Origin of the sequence: Microbacterium abyssi (assembly GCF_015277895.1) — a bacterium.
In the GTDB taxonomy this organism is placed as follows: Bacteria; Actinomycetota; Actinomycetes; order Actinomycetales; family Microbacteriaceae; genus Microbacterium; species Microbacterium abyssi.
The window spans coordinates 1,996,362-2,020,579 of the sequence record NZ_CP063815.1 but is presented as its reverse complement, the minus strand read 5'-3'; the positions used below and the strand labels follow the sequence as shown (position 1 = coordinate 2,020,579).

The following is a 24,218-nucleotide window of genomic DNA, read 5'->3' as shown; positions in this document are numbered from 1 at the left end:
GGAAGCGGTCAGGAGGTCGCGGTCGCTGAGACCGTGACGACGACGTTCCCGGACTTGCCCTGGTTGACGGGAGCCCAGTCGGCCGGCGTGGTCACGGTGAGCTGGAACTGGTCCTGAGCGCCGGCAGCGCCGGTCGGGGTGAGGGTGGCGACCAGTCCGGAGAGGGTCGGGGTCGGCTTCGTCGTGAAGGTGCTGTTCGATGCGAATGCGACCTGAGACGTGAGCGCGGCGCTGACGGAGCTCTCGTTGCGCACCCAGAGGTCGATCGTGCGGGTCTGGCCGGGAAGGAGGTTCGCGAACTGGCTGGCCGGGATGACGAGTTCGATCGCGTCGGTGTTACCCGACTGCGTCCAGGTCTTTCCGTCCAAAGACCCCTGCAGGTCGAACGTCGCTGCGGCTGCGGGAGCGGCGAAGAAGGTGTTGTCGGTCCAGGCAGCGCTCGTGAACGCTGCGCCGACTCCTCCGACGGCGAGAGCGGCGAGGCCGAAGGCGACGAGCGGGTGGCGCTTGCGGCGCTTCTGCGTGGGCATGTTCTCGGTGGTGTTCGTTGTCATGTCTCGAGAGTAGGAATGCGACCTCAGCGCGCCCCCAAGCACGCCTCAGTCGAATGCAAGGTTTCCCTGAGGTTCTGGTCGCGGTACAGGTGTTCGCTCATGGAAGACTGGTGCGCATGCCACTCATCGCCCTGACCGGCGGCATCGCCTCCGGGAAGTCCACGATCGCGCGTCGCCTCCGCGAGCACGGCGCGATCATCGTCGACGCGGATCAGATCGTGCGCGATGTGCAGGCTCCGGGATCGCCGGTGCTGCAGGAGATCGCCGCCGCATTCGGGGACGACGTCATCGAGACGTCGGGCGCGCTGGATCGCGCCGCGCTCGGTGCCAGGGTGTTCGGCGACGACGCGGCGCTGAAGCGGCTGAACGCGATCGTGCACCCCGCCGTCCGAGCCGAGTCGGCGCGCCGGTTCGAAGCGGCCTTCGCCGCGGATCCCGATTCGGTCGTCGTGTACGACGTGCCGCTGCTCGTGGAAGCGCGAGTGGATGATCCGTGGGACACGATCGTGGTCGCGCATGCGCCCGCCGAAGAGCGGCTGAGGAGGCTCATCGAGCTGCGCGGCATGGAACCCGAGGCAGCGCAGGCGCGCATCGACGCGCAGGTTCCCGACGAGAAGCGCCTGCAGATCGCGGACGCGGTGATCGACACGTCCGGCACGATGGCGCACACGCTCGAGCAGACGGATGCCGTCTGGAAGCAGCTCACGGGCGAGTGACCGCGCCGGACTTCGCCGGTCACGTCCCCGGTTCGCGCTCGTATCGGCGTCTGATCGCCGGGCTGTTCTGCGCCGGCGTCGCCACGTTCGCTCAGCTGTACTCGCTGCAGGCCGTTCTGCCGCAGGTCAGCGACGACCTCGGCGTCGCGCCCTCCACCGCCGCGCTGACCGTGTCAGCCGCCACCCTCGGCATCGCAGCAGCCGTCATCCCCTGGTCGATGGTGGCGGACCGGATCGGCCGGATCCCCGCGATGGCGATCGGCATCCTCGCCGCGACCGCTTTCGGGCTGGCGGCGCCGTTGAGCACCGGCATCGAGATGCTGCTGGCGCTCCGTGCCGCAGAAGGGGTCGCGCTCGGCGCCGTCCCGGCGGTCGCGCTCGCGTACCTCAGCGAGGAGGTCCACGTCCGGCACGTCGCGAGGGCCGCGGGCAGCTACACCGCCGGAACGACGGTCGGCGGCCTGTCCGGACGCCTGATCGCCGGGCCGCTGGGGGAGGCCTTCGACTGGCGGATCGGCGTGTGGAGCGCCACCGTGCTGTGCGCGATCGCCGCGACGATGTTCCTCTGGCTGTCGCCCCGCGCGCGACGCTTCGTGGCCGGCCGTCACCGAGCGGATGCCGGACCGGGCAAGCTCGCACGCCTGGCCGGGGGGCTGCGCTCGCCGCAGCTGCTGGCGCTTTACGCACAGGGATTCCTGCTGATGGGCGCATTCGTCGCGGTGTACAACTACCTCGGATTCCACCTGATCGCCCCGCCGTTCCTGCTGCCGATGTGGCTGGTGACGCTGCTGTTCCTCGCCTATCTCGCCGGGACGGTCTCTTCACCGTGGGCGGGAGCGCTGGCATCCCGATACGGTCGTCGCCGCATCCTATTGAGCGCGATCGGCGTGTTCGGCCTCGGCGTCGCGCTCATGCTCGTCCCGCATCCGGTCGTCCTTCTCATCGGGCTGGTGATCTTCACCGGCGGCTTCTTCGGGGCGCACGCGATCGCGTCGAGCTGGGCGCCGGTCATCGCCGATCCCGGCAGTCGAGCGCAGGCGCCGTCGCTGTACTACTTCGCCTACTACGCCGGATCGAGCCTGTTCGGCTGGGTGCTCGGCATCGTGTTCGGCGGCGTCGGCTGGAACTGGTTCATCGTGGCGGTGATCGTGATGGGGGCGCTCGCCGCCGTCATCGCGATGGCGGCGTTGCGCCCCGACACTCGTCGCGCGGCATCTCGCTGACCGGCACGGGCTCAGACCCGAGTGTCGGTGGTGGCGCTTACGCTGGAATCATGCAAACCACGCGCAGCGTCCGTCCGTTCGAGGTGGTCAGCGAGTACATGCCTGCCGGCGACCAGCCGCAGGCGATCGCCGAACTCGCGGCGCGCATCAACGCCGGCGAGACCGACGTCGTGCTGCTGGGCGCGACCGGCACCGGAAAGTCCGCCACCACCGCCTGGCTGATCGAGCAGGTGCAGCGCCCGACGCTCGTCATGGCGCACAACAAGACCCTGGCGGCGCAGCTGGCGAACGAGTTCCGCGAGCTCATGCCGAACAACGCGGTCGAGTACTTCGTCTCCTACTACGACTACTACCAGCCTGAGGCGTACGTGCCGCAGACGGACACCTTCATCGAGAAGGACTCGTCCATCAACGCCGAGGTCGAGCGGCTGCGTCACTCCACGACCAACTCGCTGCTCAGCCGGCGCGACGTGGTGGTGGTCTCGACGGTATCGTGCATCTACGGCCTCGGCGCTCCGGAGGAGTATCTGCGGGCCATGGTGGCATTGCAGGTGGGCGAGCGGTACGACCGCGACGCGCTGATCCGTCAGTTCATCTCGATGCAGTACAACCGCAACGACGTCGATTTCTCGCGCGGCAACTTCCGGGTGCGGGGCGACACGATCGAGATCATCCCGGTCTACGAGGAGCACGCGATCCGCATCGAGCTGTTCGGCGATGAGATCGAGGGGCTCTATTCGCTGCATCCGCTCACGGGTGACGTCATCGAGAAGCTGGATGCCGTCCCGATCTTCCCCGCCTCGCACTACGTGGCCGGCACCGATGTCATCCAGCGCGCGATCGGCACGATCGAAGCCGAGCTCGCGGAGCGACTCGCGGAGTTCGAGCGCCAGGGCAAGCTGCTCGAGGCGCAGCGCCTGCGCATGCGCACGACGTTCGACCTCGAGATGCTGCAGCAGCTCGGGTTCTGCTCCGGCATCGAGAACTACTCGCGTCACCTCGACGGTCGTCAGGCCGGTGAGCCGCCGCACACGCTGCTCGACTTCTTCCCCGACGACTTCCTGCTCGTGATCGACGAGTCGCACGTCACGGTGCCGCAGATCGGTGCGATGTACGAGGGCGATGCGTCGCGCAAGCGCACTCTCGTCGACCACGGATTCCGTCTGCCGAGCGCGATGGACAACCGCCCGCTGCGATTCGACGAGTTCAAGAACCGGATCGGTCAGACGGTGTATCTGTCCGCGACGCCCGGAAAGTACGAGATGGGCATCGCCGACGGCGTGGTCGAGCAGATCATCCGTCCGACAGGTCTGGTCGACCCCGAGATCATCGTCAAGCCTTCCAAGGGGCAGATCGACGATCTCCTCGAGCAGATCCGCGTGCGGGTCGAACGCGACGAGCGCGTGCTCGTCACGACGCTGACGAAGAAGATGGCCGAGGAGCTCACCGACTTCCTCGGCGAGCACGGCGTCCGGGTGCGTTACCTGCACTCCGACGTCGACACCCTGCGCCGCGTCGAGCTGCTCAGCGAGTTGCGCTCCGGCATCTACGACGTGCTCGTCGGGATCAACCTTCTGCGAGAAGGTCTTGACCTCCCCGAGGTGTCGCTGGTCGCGATCCTGGATGCCGACAAGGAGGGGTTCCTTCGGTCAGGCACCTCCCTCATCCAGACGATCGGCCGTGCGGCGCGAAACGTGTCCGGCCAGGTGCACATGTACGCCGACAACATGACCGACTCGATGGCGAAGGCGATCGAGGAGACCGACCGCCGCCGCGAGAAGCAGGTCGCCTACAACCTCGAGAAGGGCATCGACCCGCAGCCGCTGCGCAAGCGGATCGCCGACATCACCGATGTGCTCGCTCGTGAGGCATCCGACACACAGGAGATGCTGCGCGGCAAGGGCAAGACGAAGTCCGGAAAGGGCAAGAGCCCGACGCCGCAGCTGCGTCGCGAGGGTATCGCCGCCGAGGGGGCACAGCAGCTCGAGTCGACCATCGAAGACCTGTCCGCACAGATGCTCGCTGCCGCTGCGGAGCTGAAGTTCGAACTCGCCGGGCGGCTCCGAGACGAGGTGCAGGACCTCAAGAAGGAGCTGCGGGCGATGGAGCGCGCCGGCCACGCCTGAGCGCGCCGCGTCGGCCTGCGAGGATGACGACCATGGATGATGCCGCAACCGAGCTCGCCGATCGCGTGCGTGCGCTGCTGATGGCCGAACCCGGGCTGGAGGAGAAGCGGATGTTCGGCACTCGCGCCTTCCTGCTCGACGGGCGAATCCTCGTGGGTACGCGTAAAGAGGGCGTGCTCCTCGTGCGCGTCACAGAAGAGAAGGGCACCGCGCTGCTGACCGAACCCGGAGTCTCGATCGCGGTGATGGGCGCGAAGTCGATGGGGCCCAGTTGGCTGGATGTGGCGCCGACGGCGATCGTGAGCGACGATGCGCTGATGTTCTGGATCGACTCGGCCAGGGACAGCGCCGCCGGGTAGCAGCGCACAGGTGCGTCGGTTCAGGGGCAGTGCATGAGCGGCTTCGGGCCGCTGCGATCGATCTGGTGCTCGTTCATCGGGTGGCCGCACAGCGGGCAGGCCCGCTCGGCGCGCTGCGCTGCGGTCGGGGGAGGAGTCGACTCGTACGGGCCCACGGCTGCCGGGCCCGCGAGCTTGATGAGGTTCGAGTTGAACCACCGGTACAGCCCGCCGGCTTCGCGGATGCGGACGCGAAGCGGCACTCGATCCGAATTGTTCTCCATGATCCTTAGTGTACTAACAGTTAGTGCATATGTAGAATCAGACTGTGACCGAATCCGACGACATGCTCAAGCTCGAGAACCAGCTGTGCTTCGCGCTGGTGACCGCAGCGCGCAACGTCGTGGCGATCTACCGGCCCATCCTCGAGCCGCTCGGGCTCACACATCCGCAGTACCTCGTCATGCTCGCCCTCTGGGAGCGGTCGCCGCGGTCGCTGAACGATCTCGCTGCCGATCTCGCACTCGATCCCGCGACGGCATCGCCTCTCGTGAAGCGTCTTGAGAAGGAGGGGCTCATCGCCCGCGAGCGCAGCAGTGAGGATGAGCGCCGGCTCGACATCCGGCTCACGGATGCCGGCACCCGGCTGCGCGAGCGCGCGGTCGACGTGCCGCGACAGGTGATGGCCGCGGTGCACATGGACGTCGAGCAGATAACGACGCTGCGCGACGGGTTATCCCCATTCGCCGGTCGCGTGCCCGCCTGATCCCTCGCCCCACATAGGCTGAGGGCATGCCGTCGCCTGTCCCGAACTCGATTCGGGGCGACGAGTGAAGCGCCTCGCCTACACGGCAGGACTGCTCGGATTGTTCGCGATCGTCATGCTCGCGGCATCCGTTCAAGGTACCCCGACGATCAGGCCGCCCGACCTGGCGCAGGTGGACGGCGAACCGTTCGAAGTTCCCGAGCCGACGGCATCGCCCTCGGGATCTCCGGCACCGCTGCCGGAACCGGGATCGGATCTCGTCGAAGCGATCATCGGCGTGATCTTCCTGATCTTCGCACTTGTCGCCGCCACCCTGATCGCGATTCTCGTGGTCCGGGCGCTGATGCGCGCGTGGCGTGAGCGTCCGCTGCAGCGCCGTGACGACGGCGGCGTGGCCTTCGAGATGTCGGGGGAGGGGCTTCAGGAGCCCGATGCCGCGGCTCCCGCGATCCGACGCGGAATCGACGGTGCGCTGCGCTCCATCGAAGAGCGGGCGACACCGACCGAGGCCATCATCGCCGCCTGGGTGGGGCTCGAGGAGAGCGCGGCCGACGCCGGGCTGACCCGCGGTCGCAGCGAGACGCCGGCGGAGTTCGCACTGCGCATCATCACCAGGCGCGCCGGCATCACGCAGGCGGCGACCGAACTTCTGCGACTGTACGAGCGCGTGCGCTTCGGCGGTCACGTCGCGGACGAGGTCGACAGGGCAGCGGCGCGAGCCGCGCTGAAGACCATCGAGGAGGGCTGGCGATGACGCGCGCCCGGATCATCGCGACATTCGTCGTCGCGACAGTCGTCGGACTGCTCCTCGTCTTCGCCGTCGGTGTCGAGCCGACCTTCGCGATCGCGTGGGGAGTGCTCGCCGGCGTTTTCGTGCTGTGCGCTCAGCTCGTCATCCCCGACGATCCGCGAGGCGACGCCCCCGACATCCCGGCGGGCCCGGAGCGCCGCGGCACCGCGATCGCCCGGATGGCATGGTCACTGAATCCGCGCACCGGTGAAGCCGGTGAGCTGATCACTCGGCGGGTGCGTGCCATCCTGCGTCATCGGCTGCTGCGCGCGGGGCTCGACACCGATACGCCGGCCGACAGGCCGCAGATCGACGCGCTGCTGGGCGCGGACCTGTGGGCGCGCATGACCGCACCGGGAACGAAGCGCCAGGACATCGAGCAGGCACTGGAAGCCATTCACAGGCTGTCACCGAGCAAGGAGAACCAATGACGCAGGACATCTCGATCGCCGAGACGGGGGCGCGGATCCTCGCCGCCGTGCGCACTGTCGTGGTCGGCATGGACGATCCCGTCGAGATCGCACTGGCGACGATCCTTGCTGGCGGGCACGTGCTGTTCGAGGATGTGCCGGGACTCGGCAAGACGCTCGCGGCGAGAAGCCTGGCATCCGCTCTCGGGCTCGACTTCCGACGTCTGCAGTGCACGCCCGACATGCTCCCAGGTGACGTCACCGGATCATACGTCTATGCACCCGACACCGGTGAGTTCGTCTTCCGACCCGGCCCGATCTTCACCGGACTGCTGCTCGCCGACGAGATCAACCGCACCACGCCGAAGACCCAGTCCGCGATGCTCGAGGCGATGGCGGAGCGCCAGGTCACCGTCGAGGGGAACAGCTTCGCGCTGCCCGCGCCGTTCCACGTCATCGCGACGTCGAACCCCATCGAGTACGAGGGCACCTACGCCCTGCCGGAGGCGCAGCTCGACCGGTTCATGGTGCGACTCTCGGTCGGCTACCCGGAGGCAGACGGCGAAGCGCAGATCCTGCTCAATCGCGTCGCGCGTCAGCAGGAGGCGACTCACGTCGCGCCGGTGATCGACGCCGCGCACCTGCTCGAGGTGCAGAAGGCCGTGGAGGCCATCCACGTGCATCCCGACATCGCGCGCTACTGCGTCGATCTGACCCGCGCGACCAGGCACGCCCAGAACGTCGCGGTCGGCGCCTCGCCCCGCGGCTCGCTCGGACTCCTGCTGCTCGGACGCGCACTCGCCGCTCTCGACGGTCGCGAGTTCGTGCGTCCGGACGACATCAAGCGGATCGCGGTGCCCGTTCTCGCTCATCGGCTGACCCTGACGCCGCAGGCATGGGCCCAGGGCGTCAGCGCCGAGCAGATCATCCGGAACGTCGTCGGCCAGGTGCCGGTACCTCCGACGGTGGGTGCGCCGGCGTGACGACCGACGCCGGGCGTCGCCGCTGGGGACCAGGGCTCGTGCTCGGGTTCGCCGGAGCGGTCGCGCTCGCCGGAGCCGGCCTGGTGTTCTCGCGCCCCGACGTCGTGGCGATGGGACTCCCGCTCGCGATCGTCAGCGTCGCGGCGCTCCTTCGAAGAACGGATGCTCCCCCCGCCGAGGTCGCGCTCACCCCGGCCGCGGAGAGGGGAGACGGCGTGCTGCGCACGGAAGTTCGTGTCACGGGCGCCGCCGATCTCGCGCAGCTCGTTCTCGTGCAGTCCGAGCGGCGCACCCGCCGGGTGGTCGTGCCGACCGACGGCTCTGTCGTCGTCGCCAGCAGTCGGCCGCTGCACTCCGGACCGGTGACGGCGGTGAAGGCATCCGCTCGCGGCGTCTGGTCCGACGCACTCCTCCTCGAGAAGCCGACGCCCATCGTGCAGTCGGTCCGGAACGTCGCACCCGACGCGATCGGACTTCCGGTGTTGCCGCTGTCCCCGCGGCTCACCGGGATGCACGGCGCTCACGAGGGGCGGCGGCTGGGCCAGGGCGGCGACTTCCGCGACATCCATCAGTTCGTGCCCGGCGACGAGCTGCGCCGCGTCGACTGGCGCGCGACCGCGCGCATGGCACGCCGCCCGGGCGACCTGATGGTGCGCCGGACGAACACGCTCAGCGATGCCACCATGGTGATCGCGATGGACACGGCCGACGACCTGGGAACCGTCGTCGCAGGCTGGGGGAGCGGCGACCTGGAGCGCAGCGGACTGACCTCCCTCGACGTTTCGCGTCAGGCGGCGCGATCGATCGCGGTCTCCGCGATCGATGCCGGCGATCGTGTCGCGCTGCACGTGCTGACCCACGGCGGTCGTTCGGTGCGCAGCGGTGCGGGGTCCCGTCATCTGGCGCGGGTGGAGGCGGCCATCGCTGCGACCGGCCAAGCCGGCGAGGACGCCCGGTTCCGGCGGACACCGCCCGTGCCGCACGGGTCGGTGATCTTCGTCCTGTCGACGTTCTTCGACGGCGCGGCATCCGACATCGCGCTGACGTGGCGGGCATCCGGCCACCGTGTCGTCGCCATCGACGTGCTGCCCTCGCTCGACTCGGGTCGCCTCAGCCGCGAGCAGCAGCTCGCTCTGCGAACGGTGCTCGCCGAGCGGGAGGACGTGCTGCACGACCTTCGCGCCGCCGACATCGACGTCGTGGCGTGGCGCGAAGAGCCCGCGGCCGCCATCAGCGCGACGGCGAGGGCGAGGCGATGAGCGACAGCCGTCGGCACAACGACCGCATCCGGACGGGCCCGGCGATTCCCGGTCCGCTGCTGCACGCCCTGCTGCCGACGACCGCCGCCCTCGCCGCCCTGATGCTCGTCCCCATCCTCGGCTGGCAGCTCGCCGTCGTCGGCACAGCACTGCTGGGGACGCTGTTCCCGCAGACGCTGGGCGGGTGGCTGTCCATCGCCTGCCTCGCCGTCGGAATGCTGCTGGGCACGCCGACCATCTGGTCGGCATCCGCCGCCGTGCTGCTCGTGCATCTCATGCAGGTGCTCTCCTCGCTGCTGCCGGTCGTGCCGTGGCGGGGACGTGTGCTCGTCCGCGCTCTCGGGCCGACGATCCGCCGCCTGCTGGGGGTGCAGCTGATCGCGCAGCCGATCACGCTCATCATGATGCTCGTGCGGGAGTCAGACGGTGTCGCCGTGCATGGGGCGGCGATCGTCGGCGCAGCGGCCGTCGCCGGCTTCGCGTGTCTGTTCCTGCTGCGGCTGGCCGGGCGGTCGAGAAGACCCTGAACGTTCGCACGGAGCCAATGTCGGTGGCCCCTCGTAGAATTGTTCGGTGCCCATCGTCCCCGTCGCCAGTCCAGGCAAACTCAGTGTCCGCGGTGCCCGCGTACACAATCTCAAGAACGTCGACATCGACATTCCACGCGACTCCCTGGTCGTGTTCACCGGGCTGTCCGGATCCGGAAAGTCCAGCCTCGCATTCGACACGATCTTCGCCGAAGGCCAGCGCCGCTACGTCGAGTCGCTGAGCGCGTACGCGCGCCAGTTCCTCGGCCAGGTCGACCGGCCGGACGTCGACTTCATCGAGGGGCTGAGCCCCGCCGTGTCGATCGACCAGAAGTCGACCAACCGCAACCCGCGCTCGACCGTCGGCACGATCACCGAGATCTACGACTACATGCGTCTGCTGTGGGCGCGCATCGGCATCCCGCACTGCCCCCAGTGCGGTGAGCGCATCCAGCGCCAGACCGTGCAGCAGATCGCCGATCAGCTGATGGAGCTGGACGAGCGCACCAGGTACCAGATCGTCGCCCCGATCGTCTCGCAGAAGAAGGGCGAATTCGTCGACCTGTTCCGCGAGCTCGGCGCGAAGGGCTACTCGCGCGCGATCGTCGACGGCGATCTCATCCAGCTCGCCGAGCCGCCGACGCTCAAGAAGAGCTACAAGCACGACATCGCCGTCGTCGTCGACCGCCTGGTCGCCTCGGACGACATCCTCGGCCGCGTCACCGACTCGGTCGAGACCGCGCTGAGCCTGGCCGGTGGCGTCGTCCAGGTCAACTTCGTCGACGAGGAAGGGGATGCCGCGTGGCAGTCCTTCTCCGAGAAGCTGGCCTGCCCCAACGGGCATCCCATCACCCTCACCGAGATCGAGCCGCGCACCTTCTCGTTCAACGCGCCGTTCGGCGCCTGCCCGGCCTGCTCGGGTCTCGGCACGCGCATGTCGGTCGACGTCGACCTGATGCTCGGCGATGAGGACCTCTCGATCCGCCAGGGCGTCATCATTCCGTGGACGACGCAGGGCAAGGGCCTGTTCCAGTACTACGAGCGGCTGCTCGAAGGACTCGCGAGCGACCTGAACTTCTCGCTCGACACCCCGTGGAAGGACCTGCGCGTCGACGTGCAGGATGCCGTGCTGCGCGGAGACAACTACAAGGTCACGGTCAAGTGGAAGAACCGCTACGGCCGCGAGATGCGCTACGCCTCGGGATTCGAGGGTGTCGTGCCCTACATCGAGCGGCAGTATGCCCAGGCCGAGAGCGACAACCAGCGCGCCCGCTGGGGCGAGTACCTGCGCGAGGTGCCGTGCCCGGTGTGCGACGGCCACCGTCTCAAGCCCGAGGTGCTCGCGGTCAAGGTGCACGGGCACTCGATCGCCGAGGTGTCGCACCTGAGCCTCGCCGACGCCCGCGGCTTCATGGAGAAGCTGAAGCTCACCGACCGCGAGGCGAAGATCGCTGCGCAGGTGCTCCGCGAGATCCGTCTGCGGCTGGATTTCCTGCTCCAGGTCGGCCTCAACTACCTGAACCTCAGCCGCTCGGCGGGATCGCTCTCCGGCGGCGAGGCCCAGCGCATCCGCCTCGCCACCCAGATCGGCTCCGGCCTCACGGGCGTGCTGTACGTGCTCGACGAGCCGTCGATCGGCCTGCACCAGCGCGACAACCGTCGCCTGATCGAGACGCTGCAGAAGCTGCGCGACCTCGGCAACACGCTCATCGTCGTCGAGCACGATGAAGAGACCATCGAGGCCGCCGACTGGGTCGTCGACATCGGCCCGGGTGCCGGCGTCAACGGCGGCGGCGTCGTGCACTCGGGGCCGTACTCGGCGCTGCTCGGCGACACCGACTCGATGACCGGCGACTACCTCTCCGGCAGGCGTGAGATCCCCACGCCGAAGAAGCGCCGCAAGATCGACAGGAAGCGCCAGCTGACCGTTGTCGGCGCGCGCGAGAACAACCTGAAGAACGTCACGGCCGATTTCCCGCTCAGCGTGCTGACGGCCGTCACGGGCGTCAGCGGATCCGGCAAGTCGTCGCTGGTCAACGACATCCTCTACCGGGTACTGGCATCCAAGCTCAACGGCGCACGCACCCTGGCGGGCAAGCACACCCGCGTCACCGGCCTCGACAACCTCGACAAGGTGGTCCACGTCGACCAGGCGCCGATCGGCCGCACGCCGCGGTCGAACCCGGCGACCTACACCGGCGTCTTCGACCGCATCCGCACGCTGTTCAGCGAGACGCCCGAAGCGAAGGTGCGGGGCTACCAGCCCGGCCGGTTCAGCTTCAACGTCAAGGGCGGCCGCTGCGAGGCCTGCTCGGGCGACGGCACGATCAAGATCGAGATGAACTTCCTGCCCGACGTGTACGTCGACTGCGAGGTCTGCCATGGCAAGCGCTACAACCGCGACACCCTCGCCGTGCACTACAAGGGCAAGAACATCGCCGAGGTCCTCGAGATGCCGATCGAGGAGGCCGCCGAGTTCTTCGAGCCGATCCAGGCGATCCACCGCTACATGAAGACGCTCGTCGACGTCGGGCTCGGTTACGTCCGGCTCGGGCAGTCGGCCACCACGCTGTCCGGCGGCGAGGCGCAGCGCGTCAAGCTCGCCACCGAGCTCCAGCGCCGCAGCAACGGACGCAGCGTCTACGTGCTCGACGAGCCCACGACCGGGCTGCACTTCGAAGACGTGCGCAAGCTCCTCGAGGTTCTGAACGGCCTCGTAGACAAGGGCAACACGGTGATCGTCATCGAGCACAACCTCGACGTCATCAAATCGGCCGACTGGGTCATCGACCTGGGTCCTGAGGGCGGCTCCGGCGGCGGCGAGATCCTCGCCACCGGCACCCCCGAGCAGATCGCACGTGTCGAGGAGAGCCACACCGGCCTGTTCCTCGCAGAGATCCTCGGGGAGGGGCGCGGAGCCCGGAAGGCCAGCTGATGGCCGACGTGCTCCCGTACAAGCCGAAGCAGGGTGAGATCCCGACCGCTCCCGGCGTGTACCGCTTCCTGGACGCCCAGGGAAGGGTTCTGTACGTCGGCAAGGCGAAGAATCTGCGGCAGCGGCTGTCGAACTACTTCGCGCCGCTGCGCACCCTGCACGAGCGCACCAGGCGGATGGTGACGACCGCAGCCTCGGTCGAGTGGACGGTCGTGCCCACCGATGTGGACTCCCTGCAGCTGGAGTACATGTGGATCAAGGAGTTCGACCCACCCTTCAACGTCAGGTACAAGGACGACAAGTCGTACCCGTTCATGGCGGTGACGCTCGGCGACGAGGCGCCGCGCGTGCTCGTGACCCGCAACCGCAAGATCCCGCGTGCACGCTACTTCGGTCCCTATCCGAAGGTGTGGGCAGTGCACGAGACGATCGACCTGATGATCAAGGCGTTCCCGATCCGCACCTGCAGCGACGCGAGCTACAAGCGCGCCATGGCGACGGGTCGGCCGTGCTTCCCCGGCCAGATCGGCAAGTGCGGCGGCCCCTGCTCGATGAAGGTCACGATCGAGGAGCACCGTGCGATGGTCGATGACTTCGTCGCGTTCATGGCGGGCGGTGACGAGCGCTTCACGAAGGAGCTCACCAGGCGGATGCAGTCCGCCTCCGCTGCGATGGACTACGAGGCGGCCGCGAAGTACCGCGACCAGCTCGCCTCGATCGAGGCCGTGCTCGGCAAGAGCGCCCTGGTGCTGCCCTCCGACGAGGATGCCGACCTGTTCGGCATCGCCGAGGACGAGCTGGCGGCGACGGTGCAGCACTTCTCGATCCGCGGCGGCCGCGTGCGCGGTGTGCGGGCGACGACCATTGAGAAGGAACTGGACATCTCCGGCTCCGACCTCGTCGACCAGGTGCTCCAGCGCGCCTACGGCGAGGGCGTCGACATCCCGCGCCGCGTCCTGGTACCCGCCCTGCCCGACGACGCGGCCGAGCTCGAGGAGTGGCTGCGCGAGCGCAGAGGGCGCAGGGTGGAGATCGCGGTCGCGCAGCGCGGTCAGCGCGCCGAGCTCATGCGCAACGCCACCCTCAACGCGCAGCAGGCGCTGATCAGGCACAAGACCCGCCGCACCGGCGACTACGTCGCTCGCACCCAGGCTCTCACCGATCTGCAGGAGGCGCTCGACCTCGAGTCCGCGCCGCTGCGCATCGAGTGCTTCGACATCTCCCATCTCGGGGGCACGAACGTCGTGGCGTCGATGGTCGTGTTCGAGGACGGACTGCCGCGCAAGGACCAGTACCGGTCCTTCAACATCGCCGAGACCACCGACGACACCGACTCGATGTATCAGGTGCTCACGCGTCGGCTGGCGTACCTGGACCGCCCTGAGGAGGCCGAGCCCGAGGGCGAGGTCCTCACCGATCCGCTCGCGCCCGAGGGCGAGGTCGTCTCGACGCGGAGGAAGCCGCGTTTCTCCTACCCGCCGCAGCTGCTGCTCGTCGACGGCGGCAAGCCGCAGGTCGAGGCCGCGGCCCGAGCGCTCCGTGACTCCGGGCACACCGAGATCGGCCTGTGCGGCATCGCCAAGCGGCTCGAGGAGGTCTGGCTGCCGGGAGAGGACTTCCCGGTGATCCTGCCGCGCACCAGCGAGTCCCTCTATCTGCTGCAGCGCCTGCGCGATGAGGCGCACCGGTTCGCGATCAGCCATCAGCGCAGACGCCGCCGGCGCGACATCGGAACCGTGCTCGAAGAGATCCCAGGGCTCGGCGCTTCGCGCATCAAGACGCTGCTGAGGCACTTCGGCTCCGTGAGCGCCCTCAAGGGTGCAAGCTCCGAGCAGATCCAGGAGGTGCCGGGCATCGGCCCCGCGCTGGCGCTGAGCATCCACAGCCACCTCGCGAGTAGATAGGCTGGTCTGCACAGGGGAGAGGGAGTACCGATGGCCACCGAGGAGAAGAACGAATTCCTCATCGTCACCGGCATGTCCGGTGCCGGGCGTTCCACGGTGGCCAACGCCCTCGAGGACCTCGGTTGGTACGTGGTCGACAACCTCCCTCCGCAGATGCTGCGGCCGCTGCTCGACCTCACCGATCTCGGCGGCGGAGCGCTGCCCAAGGTCGCTGCGGTCGTGGATGTCCGCGGCCGCAACCTGTTCAACGACTTCCCCGAGGTGGCGCGTGCGCTGCGCTCGCGAGGCAGCGTCCGCGTGGTGTTCCTCGATGCCTCCGACGACGTGCTCGTGCGGCGGTTCGAGTCGGTGCGGCGTCCGCATCCCCTCCAGGAGGACGGCACGCTGCTCGACGGCATCCGTCTCGAACGCTCCCGGCTCACGCTGGTGCGCGAGGCCGCCGACATGGTGATCGACACGTCGTCGCTGAACATCCATCAGTTGGCGACGCAGGTCTCCGAGACCTTCTCCGAGGAGGGTGCGGCCAGACACCGGCTCACCATCCTCAGTTTCGGCTTCAAGTACGGGCTCCCCACCGATGTGGATCTCGTCGCCGATATGCGGTTCCTTCCCAACCCGTACTGGAACGACGACCTGCGCGGTTTCACCGGCCAGGATGCTCAGGTACGCGACTACGTGCTCACTCAGGAGGGCGCGTCCGAGTTCCTCGACGCCTACGCGACGGCGCTCACTCCTGTGCTGGAGGGTTATCAGCGCGAGAACAAGGGGCACTCGACCGTGGCGATCGGATGCACTGGCGGCAAGCACCGCTCGGTGGCGATGGCCGAGGAACTCGCGAAGCGCCTGGCCTCGGTTCCTGGCGTCGCCGTCAGCGTGCGACACCGGGATCTCGGCCGCGAGTAAGTGACGAGGGCCGCGGCCGGTAAACTGATTGTTTGCGTCGCGATCCGACGCGCGAAGCTTTACAAGGAGTCCCGTGGCACTTACCACCGATGTCAAGGCTGAACTCGTCAGCATCCGCAACGCACCGCCGACGGTGCGCGTCGCGGAGGTCACTGCGATCCTCCGGTTCGCCGGCGGGCTCCACTCCATCGCCGGCCGTGTCGCCGTCGAGGCGGAAGTCGACGCCGAGCTGCTGGCACGTCGCGTCGCCCGCGACCTCGCCGAGATCTACGGCGTGCGCCCCGAACTCGCACAGGTGCAGTCCGCCAGTTCGCACGACGGCGCCCGGTACGCGGTGCGCGTGATCGGCGCGGGGGAGACCCTCGCCCGCCAGACCGGCCTGCTCGATCAGCGCCGGCGCCCGGTCCGGGGCCTGCCGAACCGCCTCACCACGGGGTCGCGCGAGGAGCTCGCCGGCCTCTGGCGCGGTGCCTTCCTCGCCGCCGGGTCCCTGTCGGAGCCCGGACGCTCCGCCATGCTCGAGGTGTCGTGTCCGACGTCGGAGGCCGCCATGGCCCTGGTGGGCGCCGCACACCGGCTCGGCGTCGCAGCCAAGGCGCGTGAGGTGCGCGGGATGCCGCGCGTCGTCGTGCGTGAAGGCGAGGCCATCCGCTCGATCCTCGCCCAGATGGGCGCCCAGAAGACGGCCGCGGCGTGGGAGGAGATGCGCCAGCGTCGTGAGGTGCGCGCCGGCGTGAACCGCCTGGTCAACTTCGACGACGCCAACCTGCGAAGGTCGGCGCAGGCAGCGGTGGCCGCCTGCGCCAGGGTCGAGCGCGCGCTGGAGATCCTCGGCGAGACCGTCCCCGACCATCTGCGCCTTGCCGGCGAGCTGCGCCTCGCGCATCGTGACGCGAGCCTGGACGAGCTCGGTCATCACGCCGATCCGCCCCTGACGAAGGATGCCGTCGCCGGCCGCATCCGCCGCCTGCTGGCCATGGCCGACAAGCGCGCACAGCAGGAGGGCGTTCCGGGCACGGAGTCCGCGGTGCCCGCCGGCCTCGACGTATAGCGAGTCCGTCATCCGAGGAAGCATCCTCGCCGCAGGCGCGTTGTCGTCACTAAGATGAAGAAGTCTGCTCCGCGTCGCATTCGGGCGGTGCGGAGGAACCGACAAGCGCCGCGGCGCGGCGCGGATTGGATGAAAGCGACATGGCTGTTTACACGCTCCCCGACCTCCCCTATGACTTCGCGGCGCTGGAACCGCACATCAGCGGCAAGATCATGGAGCTCCACCATGACAAGCACCACGCCACGTACGTCGCCGGTGCGAACACGGCCCTCGAGGCCCTCGCCGAGGCACGCGACAGCGGCAACCTCGCGAACGTCAACAAGCTCGAGAAGGACCTCGCGTTCAACCTCGGCGGTCACGTCAACCACTCGATCTTCTGGACCAACCTGTCGCCGAACGGCGGCGGACAGCCCGAGGGCGAGCTGAAGGCCGCGATCGACGAGTACTTCGGCTCGTTCGACAAGTTCCAGGCCCACTTCACGGCTGCGGCCACCGGCATCCAGGGCTCCGGCTGGGCCGTGCTCAGCTGGGATTCGATCGGTCAGCGCCTGATCATCCAGCAGCTGTTCGACCAGCAGGCGAACACCGCGCAGGGCACGATCCCGCTGTTCCAGCTCGACATGTGGGAGCACGCGTTCTACCTCGACTACCTCAACGTCAAGGCCGACTACGTCAAGGCGGCGTGGAACATCGCCAACTGGGAGAACGTCGCGCAGCGCCTCGACGTCGCCCGCAAGCAGACGAACGGCCTGCTGGTACTGTCGTAATCGGGTCGCGTCCCGACGGGCCTCGGCTCGTCGGGACGCCATCTCAGCCAAAAACCCCGAGCGTTGCGCAGGCATGCAGATGCCGGCGCCGCACATGAGAAACAGGGAGACCTGAGTGTCTGTCAAGATCGGCATCAACGGCTTCGGCCGTATCGGACGCAACTACTTCCGCGCGGCTCTCGCGCAGGGAGCTGACCTCGAGATCGTCGCGGTGAACGACCTCACCGACAACAAGACGCTTGCGCATCTGCTCAAGTACGACTCCGTCGGCGGCGTGCTCGACGCGGAGATCAGCTACGACGAAGACAGCATCACCGTGAACGGCAAGCAGATCAAGGCGTTCGCCGAGCGCGACCCCGCCGGTCTCCCTTGGGGCGAGCTGGGCGTCGACATCGTCATCGAGTCCACCGGCTTCTTCACCAAGGCGGAGCTCGCCAAGAAGCACATCGATGCGGGTGCCAAGAAGGTCCTGATCTCGGCACCGGGCAGCGGCGTCGACGCGACCTTCGTCATGGGCGTGAACGAGGACAGCTACGACCCGGCCTCGCACCACATCATCTCCAACGCCTCCTGCACCACCAACTGCCTCGCACCGCTCGCGAAGGTCTTCAACGACGCGTTCGGCATCGACCGCGGCTTCATGATGACGGCCCACGCGTACACCGCCGACCAGAACCTGCAGGACGGCCCCCACAGCGACCTGCGCCGCGCACGCGCAGCGGCGATCAACATCGTCCCCGCCTCCACGGGTGCGGCCAAGGCCATCGGCGAGGTGCTCCCGGAGCTCAACGGCAAGCTCAGCGGCTCGTCGTACCGCGTTCCGGTTCCCACTGGCTCGATCGTCGACCTGACGCTGATCACCGACCGCGAGAACCTCACGGTCGAAGAGGTCAACGAGGCGTACAAGAAGGCTGCGGCCGACGGTCGCCTCGCCGGCTACCTCCAGTACAACGAGGACCAGATCGTCTCGGGCGACATCGTGCACAACCCGCACTCGTCGATCTTCGACTCGACGCTCACCAACGTCAGCGGAAACCTGGTCAAGGTCTCCAGCTGGTACGACAACGAGTGGGGCTACTCCAACCGTCTCGTCGACCTGACCGAGTACGTCGCAGAGCGTCTCTGAGCAGCTCATGACCCTGCGCACCCTGGAATCACTGGGTTCGCTCGAGGGCAAACGCGTCATCGTCCGTTGTGACCTGAACGTCCCCCTGAAGGACGGCGTCATAACGGACGATGGTCGTGTACGCGCCTCGCTGCCGACCCTGAACACGCTCATCGAAGCGGGCGCGCGCGTCGTCGTGTGCTCGCATCTCGGACGCCCCGACGGTGCGCCCGACCCGCAGTACAGCCTCGAGCCGGTCGCGAAGCGACTGTCGGAGCTGCTCGACCAGCCGGTCGCGTTCGCATCGGACACGGTCGGCGAGTCCGCGAGCGACGCTGTCGCAGCTCTTGAGGACGGCGAGGTCGTCGTGATCGAGAACCTGCGCTTCAACGCGGGCGAGACGGCGAAGGACGACGCTGCGCGCAAGGCCTTCGCCGGCGAGCTGGCCACGCTCGGCGACGCGCTGGTGTCTGACGGCTTCGGCGTCGTGCATCGCAAGCAGGCGAGCGTCTACGAGCTGGCCGAGATCCTGCCCTCCGCGGCGGGTCTGCTGATCGCCACCGAGCTGGACGTTCTCGATCGCCTGACCGAGAGTCCGGAGCGCCCGTACACGGTCGTCCTCGGCGGATCGAAAGTCAGCGACAAGCTTGGCGTCATCTCGCACCTGCTCCCGCGCGTCGACCGAATCCTCGTCGGCGGCGGCATGCTGTTCACGTTCCTCGCCGCGCAGGGCCACGCCGTGGCATCCAGCCTTCTCGAGAAGGACCAGCTCGACACGGTTCGCGGCTATCTCGCCGACGCCGAAGAGCGCGGCGTCGAGATCGTGCTGCCGACGGACGTCGTCGTCGCCGAGTCGTTCTCGGCGGATGCCGCGCACGAGATCGTCGCGGCGGATGCCATCGAGGAATCTCCGTTCGGAACCTCCGGGATCGGACTCGACATCGGTGCGGAGACCGCGGCGGTCTTCGCCCAGGCGATCTGCGACTCCAAGACGGTGTTCTGGAACGGTCCGATGGGCGTGTTCGAGTTCCCCGCGTTCGCCGCGGGGACCAAGGCCGTCGCGCAGGCGCTGACCGAGGTCGACGGCCTCGGCGTCGTCGGCGGCGGAGACTCGGCCGCCGCTGTGCGGCAGCTCGGCTTCGCCGATGACCAGTTCGGTCACATCTCGACGGGCGGAGGCGCGAGCCTCGAGTTCCTCGAGGGCAAGAAACTACCCGGCCTGGAGGTGCTCGGATGGGCATAGAAACCAATTCCCGATCGTCGGCTGCGCCGAACAGGGCCCGTACCCCGCTGATCGCGGGAAACTGGAAGATGAACCTGGACCACCTGCAGGCGGTCGCGTTCGTGCAGAAGCTGCACTGGGCGCTCAAGGACGCCAAGCACGAGGACGGCTCTGTCGAGGTGGCGGTCTTCCCGCCGTTCACCGACATCCGCAGCGTGCAGACGCTGATCGATGCGGACAAGATCCCCTTCGCGCTCGGCGCGCAGGACGTCTCGGCGCACGACTCCGGTGCGTACACCGGTGAGGTGTCCGGAGCGTTCCTCGCGAAGCTCGACGCCAAGTACGTCATCATCGGCCACTCGGAGCGTCGTGAGTACCACGCCGAGTCCGACGACGTCGTGGCGGCCAAGGTGCAGGCGGCGCTCAAGCACGGCCTCGTGCCGGTGATCTGCGTCGGCGAGACGGCGGAGGACCTGGAGGAGTTCGGCGCGAGCGCCGTACCCGCCGGTCAGCTCGAGGCAGCGCTCAAGGGCGTCCCGGCATCCGCTGACATCGTCGTGGCGTACGAGCCCGTCTGGGCGATCGGCTCTGGCCAGGCGGCGACGCCGCAGCAGGCTCAGGACGTCTGCGCAGCTCTGCGCGGTGTGCTGGCGAAGACCCTGGATGAAGATGCCGCTGCGCGCACCCGGATCCTGTACGGCGGCTCGGTGAAGGCGGCGAACATCGCCAGCTTCATGCGCGAGCCCGATGTCGACGGTGCCCTGGTCGGCGGCGCGAGCCTTGTGGTCGACGACTTCGCCGCGATCATCCGGTTCGAGAAGCACGTAGGCGTCTGAGCGGTGACGGGGCTGCGGCCCCGTCACCCGTATACTTGACCCTTACGGGCAACCAACTGTCCCTTCGAAAGGCTTTCCCTCGTGGCAATTCTTGAGTTCGTCCTGCAGGTCCTGCTGGGTATCACCAGCGTCCTGCTGACACTCCTCATCCTTCTCCACAAGGGCCGCGGCGGCGGTCTCTCCGACATGTTCGGCGGCGGCATGACCTCGGCGGTCGGCTCCTCCGGACTCGCGGAGCGCAACCTCAACCGCTTCACCATCGTCCTGGCACTCGTGTGGTTCATCTCCATCGTCGCGCTGGGGCTCATCACGAAACTCGAGGTGATCTGACATGGCCACTGGAGGCAACGCCATCCGCGGTACCCGCGTCGGCTCCGGCCCGATGGGCGAGCAGGACCACGGCTACCACGCCGACCGCATCGCGGTCTCCTACTGGGATGGGCTCGGCAACGAGACCGTTCGCTACTTCGCGGCCGGTCTTCCGGACGAGGAGATCCCCGAGACGATCGACCACCCGCAGTCCGGTCTGCCGGCCGGCCGCGACAAGGCGAATCCGCCGGAGCTCGCCAAGAACGAGCCATACAAGACGCACCTCGCCTATGTGAAGGAGCGTCGCACCGACGACGAGGCCGAGCAGCTTCTGGATGAGGCGCTCACTCAGCTGCGCGAGCGGCGCGGTCAGTAAATCACCGGCACGCCGCGGCCGCGTCGATGAGTGATTGCGGGGGAGCGCCATAGGCCGACGTGCCGTTGGCGGCGTCATGGAACCCCATGCCGATAGCCCACGCCGTGGCCCAAGCCTCGATGGTTCCCTGGTCTGTGTCGTCGTACATACCCTCGCACTTCACGCTGATCGCGTGCCCGACCTCGTGCGCGACGAGCGCCTTGCTGCGATCGCCAGGCCAGTACTGGGCGACGGAGTTCGACAGCTCGAGATTCGCGTACCCTGGGTCGCCGTACCACCATGTCGCGTAGCCGCCCATGCTGTCGGCTTCGCCGTATCCGTTGACCAGGGGCGACCAGTCGAAATCGAGGAGCACGCCGGGCGCGAGGTCGCGGGCGAACGCCTCGATCTCGACGCGCGCGTCGTGGAGCGGCCCCTGCTTCTCGGCGAGCTCGGCCTGTTCCGAGGCCAGCATCTGCTCTGCAGCCGACTCGAGCTCGGCGTACGCCTCCGCAGCCGTCGCGTCAAGGGCGGTGGCACCGCTGACCCGCTCCGCCGCCCGGCGCATCGCGATGATATCGGTGTTGCGGGCCGACACGTGCGCGGCCTCGAAAGCACCGGCGGCCTCCGCGGCCGAGAGGATCGCGGCCGTCCCGGTCTCGTTCACAGCATCCGACGCGGTCGTGACGGTCGAACGCGTGTCATCGAACTCGTCCTCGTCCTCGGCCAGCTCGTCACGATCGGCGTTCAGCTCGGAGGTGGCGCCGAACAGCTCCCACGCCCAGTCGGGCTTGTCCGTCGCCTCCGGCAGCTCGTCGTCGACGAGCGCCACCGCCTCGGTCTCCGCGGCCTCCGCCTCCGAGAGGGCGGCGGCGAAGGGCTCCTTGGAAGCGGCATCCATGAGGGTTCCGCTATCGGTCTCAGCGACGGTCGTGGCTACTTCGGTGGTCTCGGTCAGCGCGAGCAGTGCGCGCTCGAGCTCGGCCTGGCTCACCTCGGCGTCGTCCTCGGCATCCTCGAAAGCGACCAGCGCATCGTCGTACCCGACGTTCGCGGCCCATTGCGTACCGGCGCACGCAGCGCCGATCAGGAGCACACCGAGCAAAGTCAGGATCAGGCCTGTGCGCCGGCGATGCGGCTTAGGTTCGGGTGCCGGGCCGAGCTCTGCGACGGCGCCGAACGCCGGTTCGATCTGATGACCGCCTGACGGAGGAACCGGTGACTCTGCCACATGTCCTCCTCGTGAAAGGGAGATGGAGGGGCTGACGAGAATCGAACTCGCATCATCTGTTTGGAAGACAGAGGCTTTACCACTAAGCTACAGCCCCGGATCCTCAGACTGGCCGAGGAACCGAATCCGGAGTGAACCGGACTCATCGATCATAGCGGACGTTGACTGTGCTCCTGTCCGTTAGACTCGACAAGGCCGTTCCCGCGCGCGGGTTCAACCGGGGCGTAGCTCAGCTTGGTAGAGCGCCCGCTTTGGGAGCGGGAAGTCGCAGGTTCAAATCCTGTCGCCCCGACGTAGTGAGATGGCCGACCCGACGGGTCGGGCTTCACACTGCTCGCGGCCGCCTGGGGACGCGCCCCGACCACGGCCCCTCGACCTCAGGCCGCGCCTGTCGCGCGGAAATCCAAAGGAGAACACACCAGCATGGCGAACAGCACCGTTGAGAAGCTGACCCCGACCCGGGCCAAGCTCACCATCACGGTCACCCCGGACGACCTCAAGCCCAGCATCACCCACGCCTACGAGCACATCGCGCAGGACGTCCAGATCCCCGGCTTCCGCAAGGGCAAGGTCCCGGCTCCCATCATCGACCAGCGCATCGGTCGCGGCGCCGTCATCGAGCACGCGGTCAACGAGGGTCTCGACAAGTTCTTCCGCGAGGCCGCGGGCGAGCACAGCCTGCGCATCGTCGGACGCCCGTCGGCCGACATCACCCAGTGGCCGAACGAGAAGGACTTCACCGGCGACCTGATCGTCGAGGTCGAGGTCGACGTGCGGCCCGAGATCGAGGTGCCCGAGCTCTCCGAGATCACCCTGACGGTCGACGCCGTCGAGGCTGACGAGGCGGCGCTGGATGCCGAGCTCGACAACCTGCGCGCCCGCTTCGGCACGCTGATCCCCGTCGACCGCCCGGCTGCCAAGGGCGACTTCGTCGAACTCGACCTCGTCGCGACCATCGAAGGCGCCGAGATCGACCGCGCCGAGGGCGTCTCCTACGAGGTCGGCTCCGGCGAGCTGCTCGAGGGCATCGACGACGCCGTCGAGTCTCTGACCGCCGGTGAGGACACCACGTTCCGCTCCAAGCTCGTCGGCGGCGACCACGCCGGTGAAGAGGCCGAGGTCTCCGTCAGCATCAAGTCCGTCAAGGAGCGCGAGCTTCCGGAGGCCGACGACGACTTCGCGCAGATCGCCAGCGAGTTCGACACCATCGCCGAGCTGCGCGACAGTCTCGCCGAGCGCGTGAACGAGCAGGGCGTCTTCGCTCAGGGCTCCGCCGCCCGCGACCAGCTCATCGAGGCGCTTCTCGAGAAGATCGAGATCCCCGTCCCACCGCAGCTCATCGAGGACGAGGTGCACAACCACCTCGAGTCCGAGAACCGTCTCGAGGATGACGAGCACCGCGCCGAGGTCACCGAGGCGAGCGAGAAGCAGTTCCGCACCCAGGTGCTGCTCGACACGATCGCCGAGCAGTCCGACGTGCAGGTCTCGCAGGAGGAGCTCAGCCAGTACCTGATTCAGTCCGCCGCGCAGTACGGCATGGCGCCGCAGGAGTTCGTCGAGGCGCTGCAGTCGTCGAACCAGCTCCCCGCGCTCGTCGGAGAGGTCGCCCGTAACAAGGCCCTCGCGATCGCGCTCGGCAAGGTCAAGGTCGTCGACTCCAACGGCAAGTCCGTCGACCTGTCGAGCCTCGTCGCTGTCGACGATGAGGACGAGGCCGCTGAGGAGAAGGCTGACGAGAAGCCCGCCGCGAAGAAGGCTCCGGCCAAGAAGCCCGCCGCGAAGAAGGCTCCCGCCAAGAAGGCCGACGAGGCCGCTGACGAGAAGCCGGCTGCGAAGAAGGCTCCCGCCAAGAAGCCGGCCGCCAAGAAGGCTCCGGCCAAGAAGGCCGCCGACAAGGCCGAGTGATCG

At 68.1% G+C, this 24,218-nt stretch carries 24 protein-coding genes and 2 tRNA genes; 22 read left to right on the top strand and 4 right to left on the bottom strand.

What is annotated here, in order from left to right; genetic code table 11:
• Positions 1–8: 8 nt before the first annotated feature.
• Positions 9–554 carry a hypothetical protein gene (locus tag IM776_RS09805; protein ID WP_194419880.1) on the bottom strand — a complete coding sequence of 182 codons (546 nt, stop codon included), beginning with the start codon at positions 552–554 and terminating at the stop codon, positions 9–11.
• Between the two features lie 116 nt (positions 555–670).
• On the opposite strand from IM776_RS09805, the gene coaE reads away from it, so the two are divergent.
• From coaE to IM776_RS09785, 4 genes are read left to right on the top strand one after another with little or no spacing between them, the layout of a single operon-like run.
• Complete coding sequence (coaE, locus tag IM776_RS09800) at positions 671–1,270, top strand: dephospho-CoA kinase (protein WP_194419879.1); 600 nt, start codon at positions 671–673, stop codon at positions 1,268–1,270.
• The gene (locus tag IM776_RS09795) at positions 1,267–2,493 is read left to right on the top strand and encodes an MFS transporter (RefSeq protein WP_194419878.1); all 1,227 of its coding nucleotides are present in this window, start codon (positions 1,267–1,269) and stop codon (positions 2,491–2,493) included. The genes coaE and IM776_RS09795 overlap by 4 nt, the downstream gene beginning before the upstream one ends.
• Before the next feature lie 50 nt (positions 2,494–2,543).
• Positions 2,544–4,619 carry an excinuclease ABC subunit UvrB gene (uvrB, locus tag IM776_RS09790; protein ID WP_194419877.1) on the top strand — a complete coding sequence of 692 codons (2,076 nt, stop codon included), beginning with the start codon at positions 2,544–2,546 and terminating at the stop codon, positions 4,617–4,619.
• Positions 4,620–4,651: 32 nt separating this feature from the next.
• Positions 4,652–4,978, top strand: coding sequence for a TfoX/Sxy family protein (locus IM776_RS09785; RefSeq protein WP_228479704.1), 327 nt, complete (start codon positions 4,652–4,654; stop codon positions 4,976–4,978).
• Between the two features lie 20 nt (positions 4,979–4,998).
• Here the strand turns inward: IM776_RS09785 and IM776_RS09780 are convergent, their stop codons facing one another.
• Entirely contained in the window at positions 4,999–5,241 is a 243-nt protein-coding gene (locus IM776_RS09780) for a hypothetical protein (RefSeq protein ID WP_194419876.1), read from the bottom strand.
• 62 nt (positions 5,242–5,303) lie between these two features.
• On the opposite strand from IM776_RS09780, the gene IM776_RS09775 reads away from it, so the two are divergent.
• From IM776_RS09775 to IM776_RS09700, 16 genes are all read left to right on the top strand, one after another.
• Complete coding sequence (locus IM776_RS09775; protein ID WP_194422591.1) at positions 5,304–5,723, top strand: MarR family winged helix-turn-helix transcriptional regulator; 420 nt, start codon at positions 5,304–5,306, stop codon at positions 5,721–5,723.
• A gap of 64 nt (positions 5,724–5,787) precedes the next feature.
• Positions 5,788–6,477, top strand: coding sequence for a DUF4129 domain-containing protein (locus tag IM776_RS09770; RefSeq protein ID WP_194419875.1), 690 nt, complete (start codon positions 5,788–5,790; stop codon positions 6,475–6,477).
• Positions 6,474–6,944: a hypothetical protein gene (locus IM776_RS09765; RefSeq protein WP_194419874.1), complete on the top strand. Its 471-nt coding sequence runs from the start codon at positions 6,474–6,476 to the stop codon at positions 6,942–6,944. The genes IM776_RS09770 and IM776_RS09765 overlap by 4 nt, the downstream gene beginning before the upstream one ends.
• Entirely contained in the window at positions 6,941–7,906 is a 966-nt protein-coding gene (locus tag IM776_RS09760) for an AAA family ATPase (RefSeq protein ID WP_194419873.1), read from the top strand. Before IM776_RS09765 ends, IM776_RS09760 begins: the two co-directional genes overlap by 4 nt.
• Complete coding sequence (locus tag IM776_RS09755; protein WP_194419872.1) at positions 7,903–9,165, top strand: DUF58 domain-containing protein; 1,263 nt, start codon at positions 7,903–7,905, stop codon at positions 9,163–9,165. Before IM776_RS09760 ends, IM776_RS09755 begins: the two co-directional genes overlap by 4 nt.
• Entirely contained in the window at positions 9,162–9,692 is a 531-nt protein-coding gene (locus IM776_RS09750; protein WP_194419871.1) for a hypothetical protein, read from the top strand. Before IM776_RS09755 ends, IM776_RS09750 begins: the two co-directional genes overlap by 4 nt.
• A gap of 46 nt (positions 9,693–9,738) precedes the next feature.
• Complete coding sequence (gene uvrA, locus IM776_RS09745; RefSeq protein ID WP_194419870.1) at positions 9,739–12,627, top strand: excinuclease ABC subunit UvrA; 2,889 nt, start codon at positions 9,739–9,741, stop codon at positions 12,625–12,627.
• The gene (gene uvrC, locus IM776_RS09740; RefSeq protein WP_194419869.1) at positions 12,627–14,531 is read left to right on the top strand and encodes an excinuclease ABC subunit UvrC; all 1,905 of its coding nucleotides are present in this window, start codon (positions 12,627–12,629) and stop codon (positions 14,529–14,531) included. Before uvrA ends, uvrC begins: the two co-directional genes overlap by 1 nt.
• A gap of 30 nt (positions 14,532–14,561) precedes the next feature.
• On the top strand, positions 14,562–15,434 hold the full coding sequence (gene rapZ / locus IM776_RS09735; RefSeq protein WP_194419868.1) for an RNase adapter RapZ: 873 nt from the start codon (positions 14,562–14,564) through the stop codon (positions 15,432–15,434).
• A gap of 73 nt (positions 15,435–15,507) precedes the next feature.
• Positions 15,508–16,485, top strand: a complete 978-nt coding sequence (gene whiA / locus IM776_RS09730; RefSeq protein ID WP_194419867.1) for a DNA-binding protein WhiA — start codon at positions 15,508–15,510, stop codon at positions 16,483–16,485.
• Positions 16,486–16,625: 140 nt separating this feature from the next.
• Positions 16,626–17,252 (top strand): superoxide dismutase, encoded by a 627-nt coding sequence (locus IM776_RS09725; RefSeq protein WP_147039412.1) that lies wholly within the window; start codon positions 16,626–16,628, stop codon positions 17,250–17,252.
• A gap of 115 nt (positions 17,253–17,367) precedes the next feature.
• Positions 17,368–18,378 carry a type I glyceraldehyde-3-phosphate dehydrogenase gene (gene gap, locus IM776_RS09720; protein WP_194419866.1) on the top strand — a complete coding sequence of 337 codons (1,011 nt, stop codon included), beginning with the start codon at positions 17,368–17,370 and terminating at the stop codon, positions 18,376–18,378.
• Positions 18,379–18,385: 7 nt separating this feature from the next.
• Entirely contained in the window at positions 18,386–19,600 is a 1,215-nt protein-coding gene (locus IM776_RS09715; protein WP_194419865.1) for a phosphoglycerate kinase, read from the top strand.
• Positions 19,591–20,415: a triose-phosphate isomerase gene (tpiA, locus tag IM776_RS09710; RefSeq protein ID WP_194419864.1), complete on the top strand. Its 825-nt coding sequence runs from the start codon at positions 19,591–19,593 to the stop codon at positions 20,413–20,415. The genes IM776_RS09715 and tpiA overlap by 10 nt, the downstream gene beginning before the upstream one ends.
• Positions 20,416–20,496: 81 nt before the next feature.
• On the top strand, positions 20,497–20,745 hold the full coding sequence (secG, locus tag IM776_RS09705; RefSeq protein WP_033107536.1) for a preprotein translocase subunit SecG: 249 nt from the start codon (positions 20,497–20,499) through the stop codon (positions 20,743–20,745).
• 1 nt (position 20,746) lies between these two features.
• Positions 20,747–21,100 (top strand): RNA polymerase-binding protein RbpA, encoded by a 354-nt coding sequence (locus tag IM776_RS09700; protein WP_194419863.1) that lies wholly within the window; start codon positions 20,747–20,749, stop codon positions 21,098–21,100.
• A gap of 1 nt (position 21,101) precedes the next feature.
• Here IM776_RS09700 and IM776_RS09695 read toward each other — a convergent pair whose 3' ends face one another.
• Together IM776_RS09695 and IM776_RS09690 are read right to left on the bottom strand one after the other, a co-directional pair.
• Entirely contained in the window at positions 21,102–22,310 is a 1,209-nt protein-coding gene (locus IM776_RS09695) for a hypothetical protein (RefSeq protein WP_194419862.1), read from the bottom strand.
• 23 nt (positions 22,311–22,333) lie between these two features.
• Positions 22,334–22,407 (bottom strand) — tRNA-Gly (locus IM776_RS09690).
• 121 nt (positions 22,408–22,528) lie between these two features.
• Here IM776_RS09690 and IM776_RS09685 point away from each other — a divergent pair.
• Positions 22,529–22,602 (top strand) — tRNA-Pro (locus IM776_RS09685).
• A 131-nt stretch (positions 22,603–22,733) separates the two neighbouring features.
• Positions 22,734–24,215 (top strand): trigger factor, encoded by a 1,482-nt coding sequence (gene tig, locus IM776_RS09680; protein WP_194419861.1) that lies wholly within the window; start codon positions 22,734–22,736, stop codon positions 24,213–24,215.
• Positions 24,216–24,218: the final 3 nt, after the last annotated feature.

What these genes read in the sequence shown, in the direction of transcription:
- uvrB (WP_194419877.1), top strand. Translation starts at nt 2,544, where the DNA reads ATGCAAACCACGCGCAGCGTCCGTCCGTTCGAGGTGGTCAGCGAGTAC.
- IM776_RS09715 (WP_194419865.1), top strand. Translation starts at nt 18,386, where the DNA reads ATGACCCTGCGCACCCTGGAATCACTGGGTTCGCTCGAGGGCAAACGC.
- IM776_RS09750 (WP_194419871.1), top strand. Translation starts at nt 9,162, where the DNA reads ATGAGCGACAGCCGTCGGCACAACGACCGCATCCGGACGGGCCCGGCG.
- tig (WP_194419861.1), top strand. Translation starts at nt 22,734, where the DNA reads ATGGCGAACAGCACCGTTGAGAAGCTGACCCCGACCCGGGCCAAGCTC.
- IM776_RS09775 (WP_194422591.1), top strand. Translation starts at nt 5,304, where the DNA reads ATGCTCAAGCTCGAGAACCAGCTGTGCTTCGCGCTGGTGACCGCAGCG.
- IM776_RS09760 (WP_194419873.1), top strand. Translation starts at nt 6,941, where the DNA reads ATGACGCAGGACATCTCGATCGCCGAGACGGGGGCGCGGATCCTCGCC.
- IM776_RS09785 (WP_228479704.1), top strand. Translation starts at nt 4,652, where the DNA reads ATGGATGATGCCGCAACCGAGCTCGCCGATCGCGTGCGTGCGCTGCTG.
- IM776_RS09765 (WP_194419874.1), top strand. Translation starts at nt 6,474, where the DNA reads ATGACGCGCGCCCGGATCATCGCGACATTCGTCGTCGCGACAGTCGTC.
- IM776_RS09700 (WP_194419863.1), top strand. Translation starts at nt 20,747, where the DNA reads ATGGCCACTGGAGGCAACGCCATCCGCGGTACCCGCGTCGGCTCCGGC.
- IM776_RS09725 (WP_147039412.1), top strand. Translation starts at nt 16,626, where the DNA reads ATGGCTGTTTACACGCTCCCCGACCTCCCCTATGACTTCGCGGCGCTG.
- uvrC (WP_194419869.1), top strand. Translation starts at nt 12,627, where the DNA reads ATGGCCGACGTGCTCCCGTACAAGCCGAAGCAGGGTGAGATCCCGACC.
- IM776_RS09780 (WP_194419876.1), bottom strand. Translation starts at nt 5,241, where the DNA reads ATGGAGAACAATTCGGATCGAGTGCCGCTTCGCGTCCGCATCCGCGAA.
- rapZ (WP_194419868.1), top strand. Translation starts at nt 14,562, where the DNA reads ATGGCCACCGAGGAGAAGAACGAATTCCTCATCGTCACCGGCATGTCC.
- IM776_RS09805 (WP_194419880.1), bottom strand. Translation starts at nt 554, where the DNA reads ATGACAACGAACACCACCGAGAACATGCCCACGCAGAAGCGCCGCAAG.
- coaE (WP_194419879.1), top strand. Translation starts at nt 671, where the DNA reads ATGCCACTCATCGCCCTGACCGGCGGCATCGCCTCCGGGAAGTCCACG.
- tpiA (WP_194419864.1), top strand. Translation starts at nt 19,591, where the DNA reads ATGGGCATAGAAACCAATTCCCGATCGTCGGCTGCGCCGAACAGGGCC.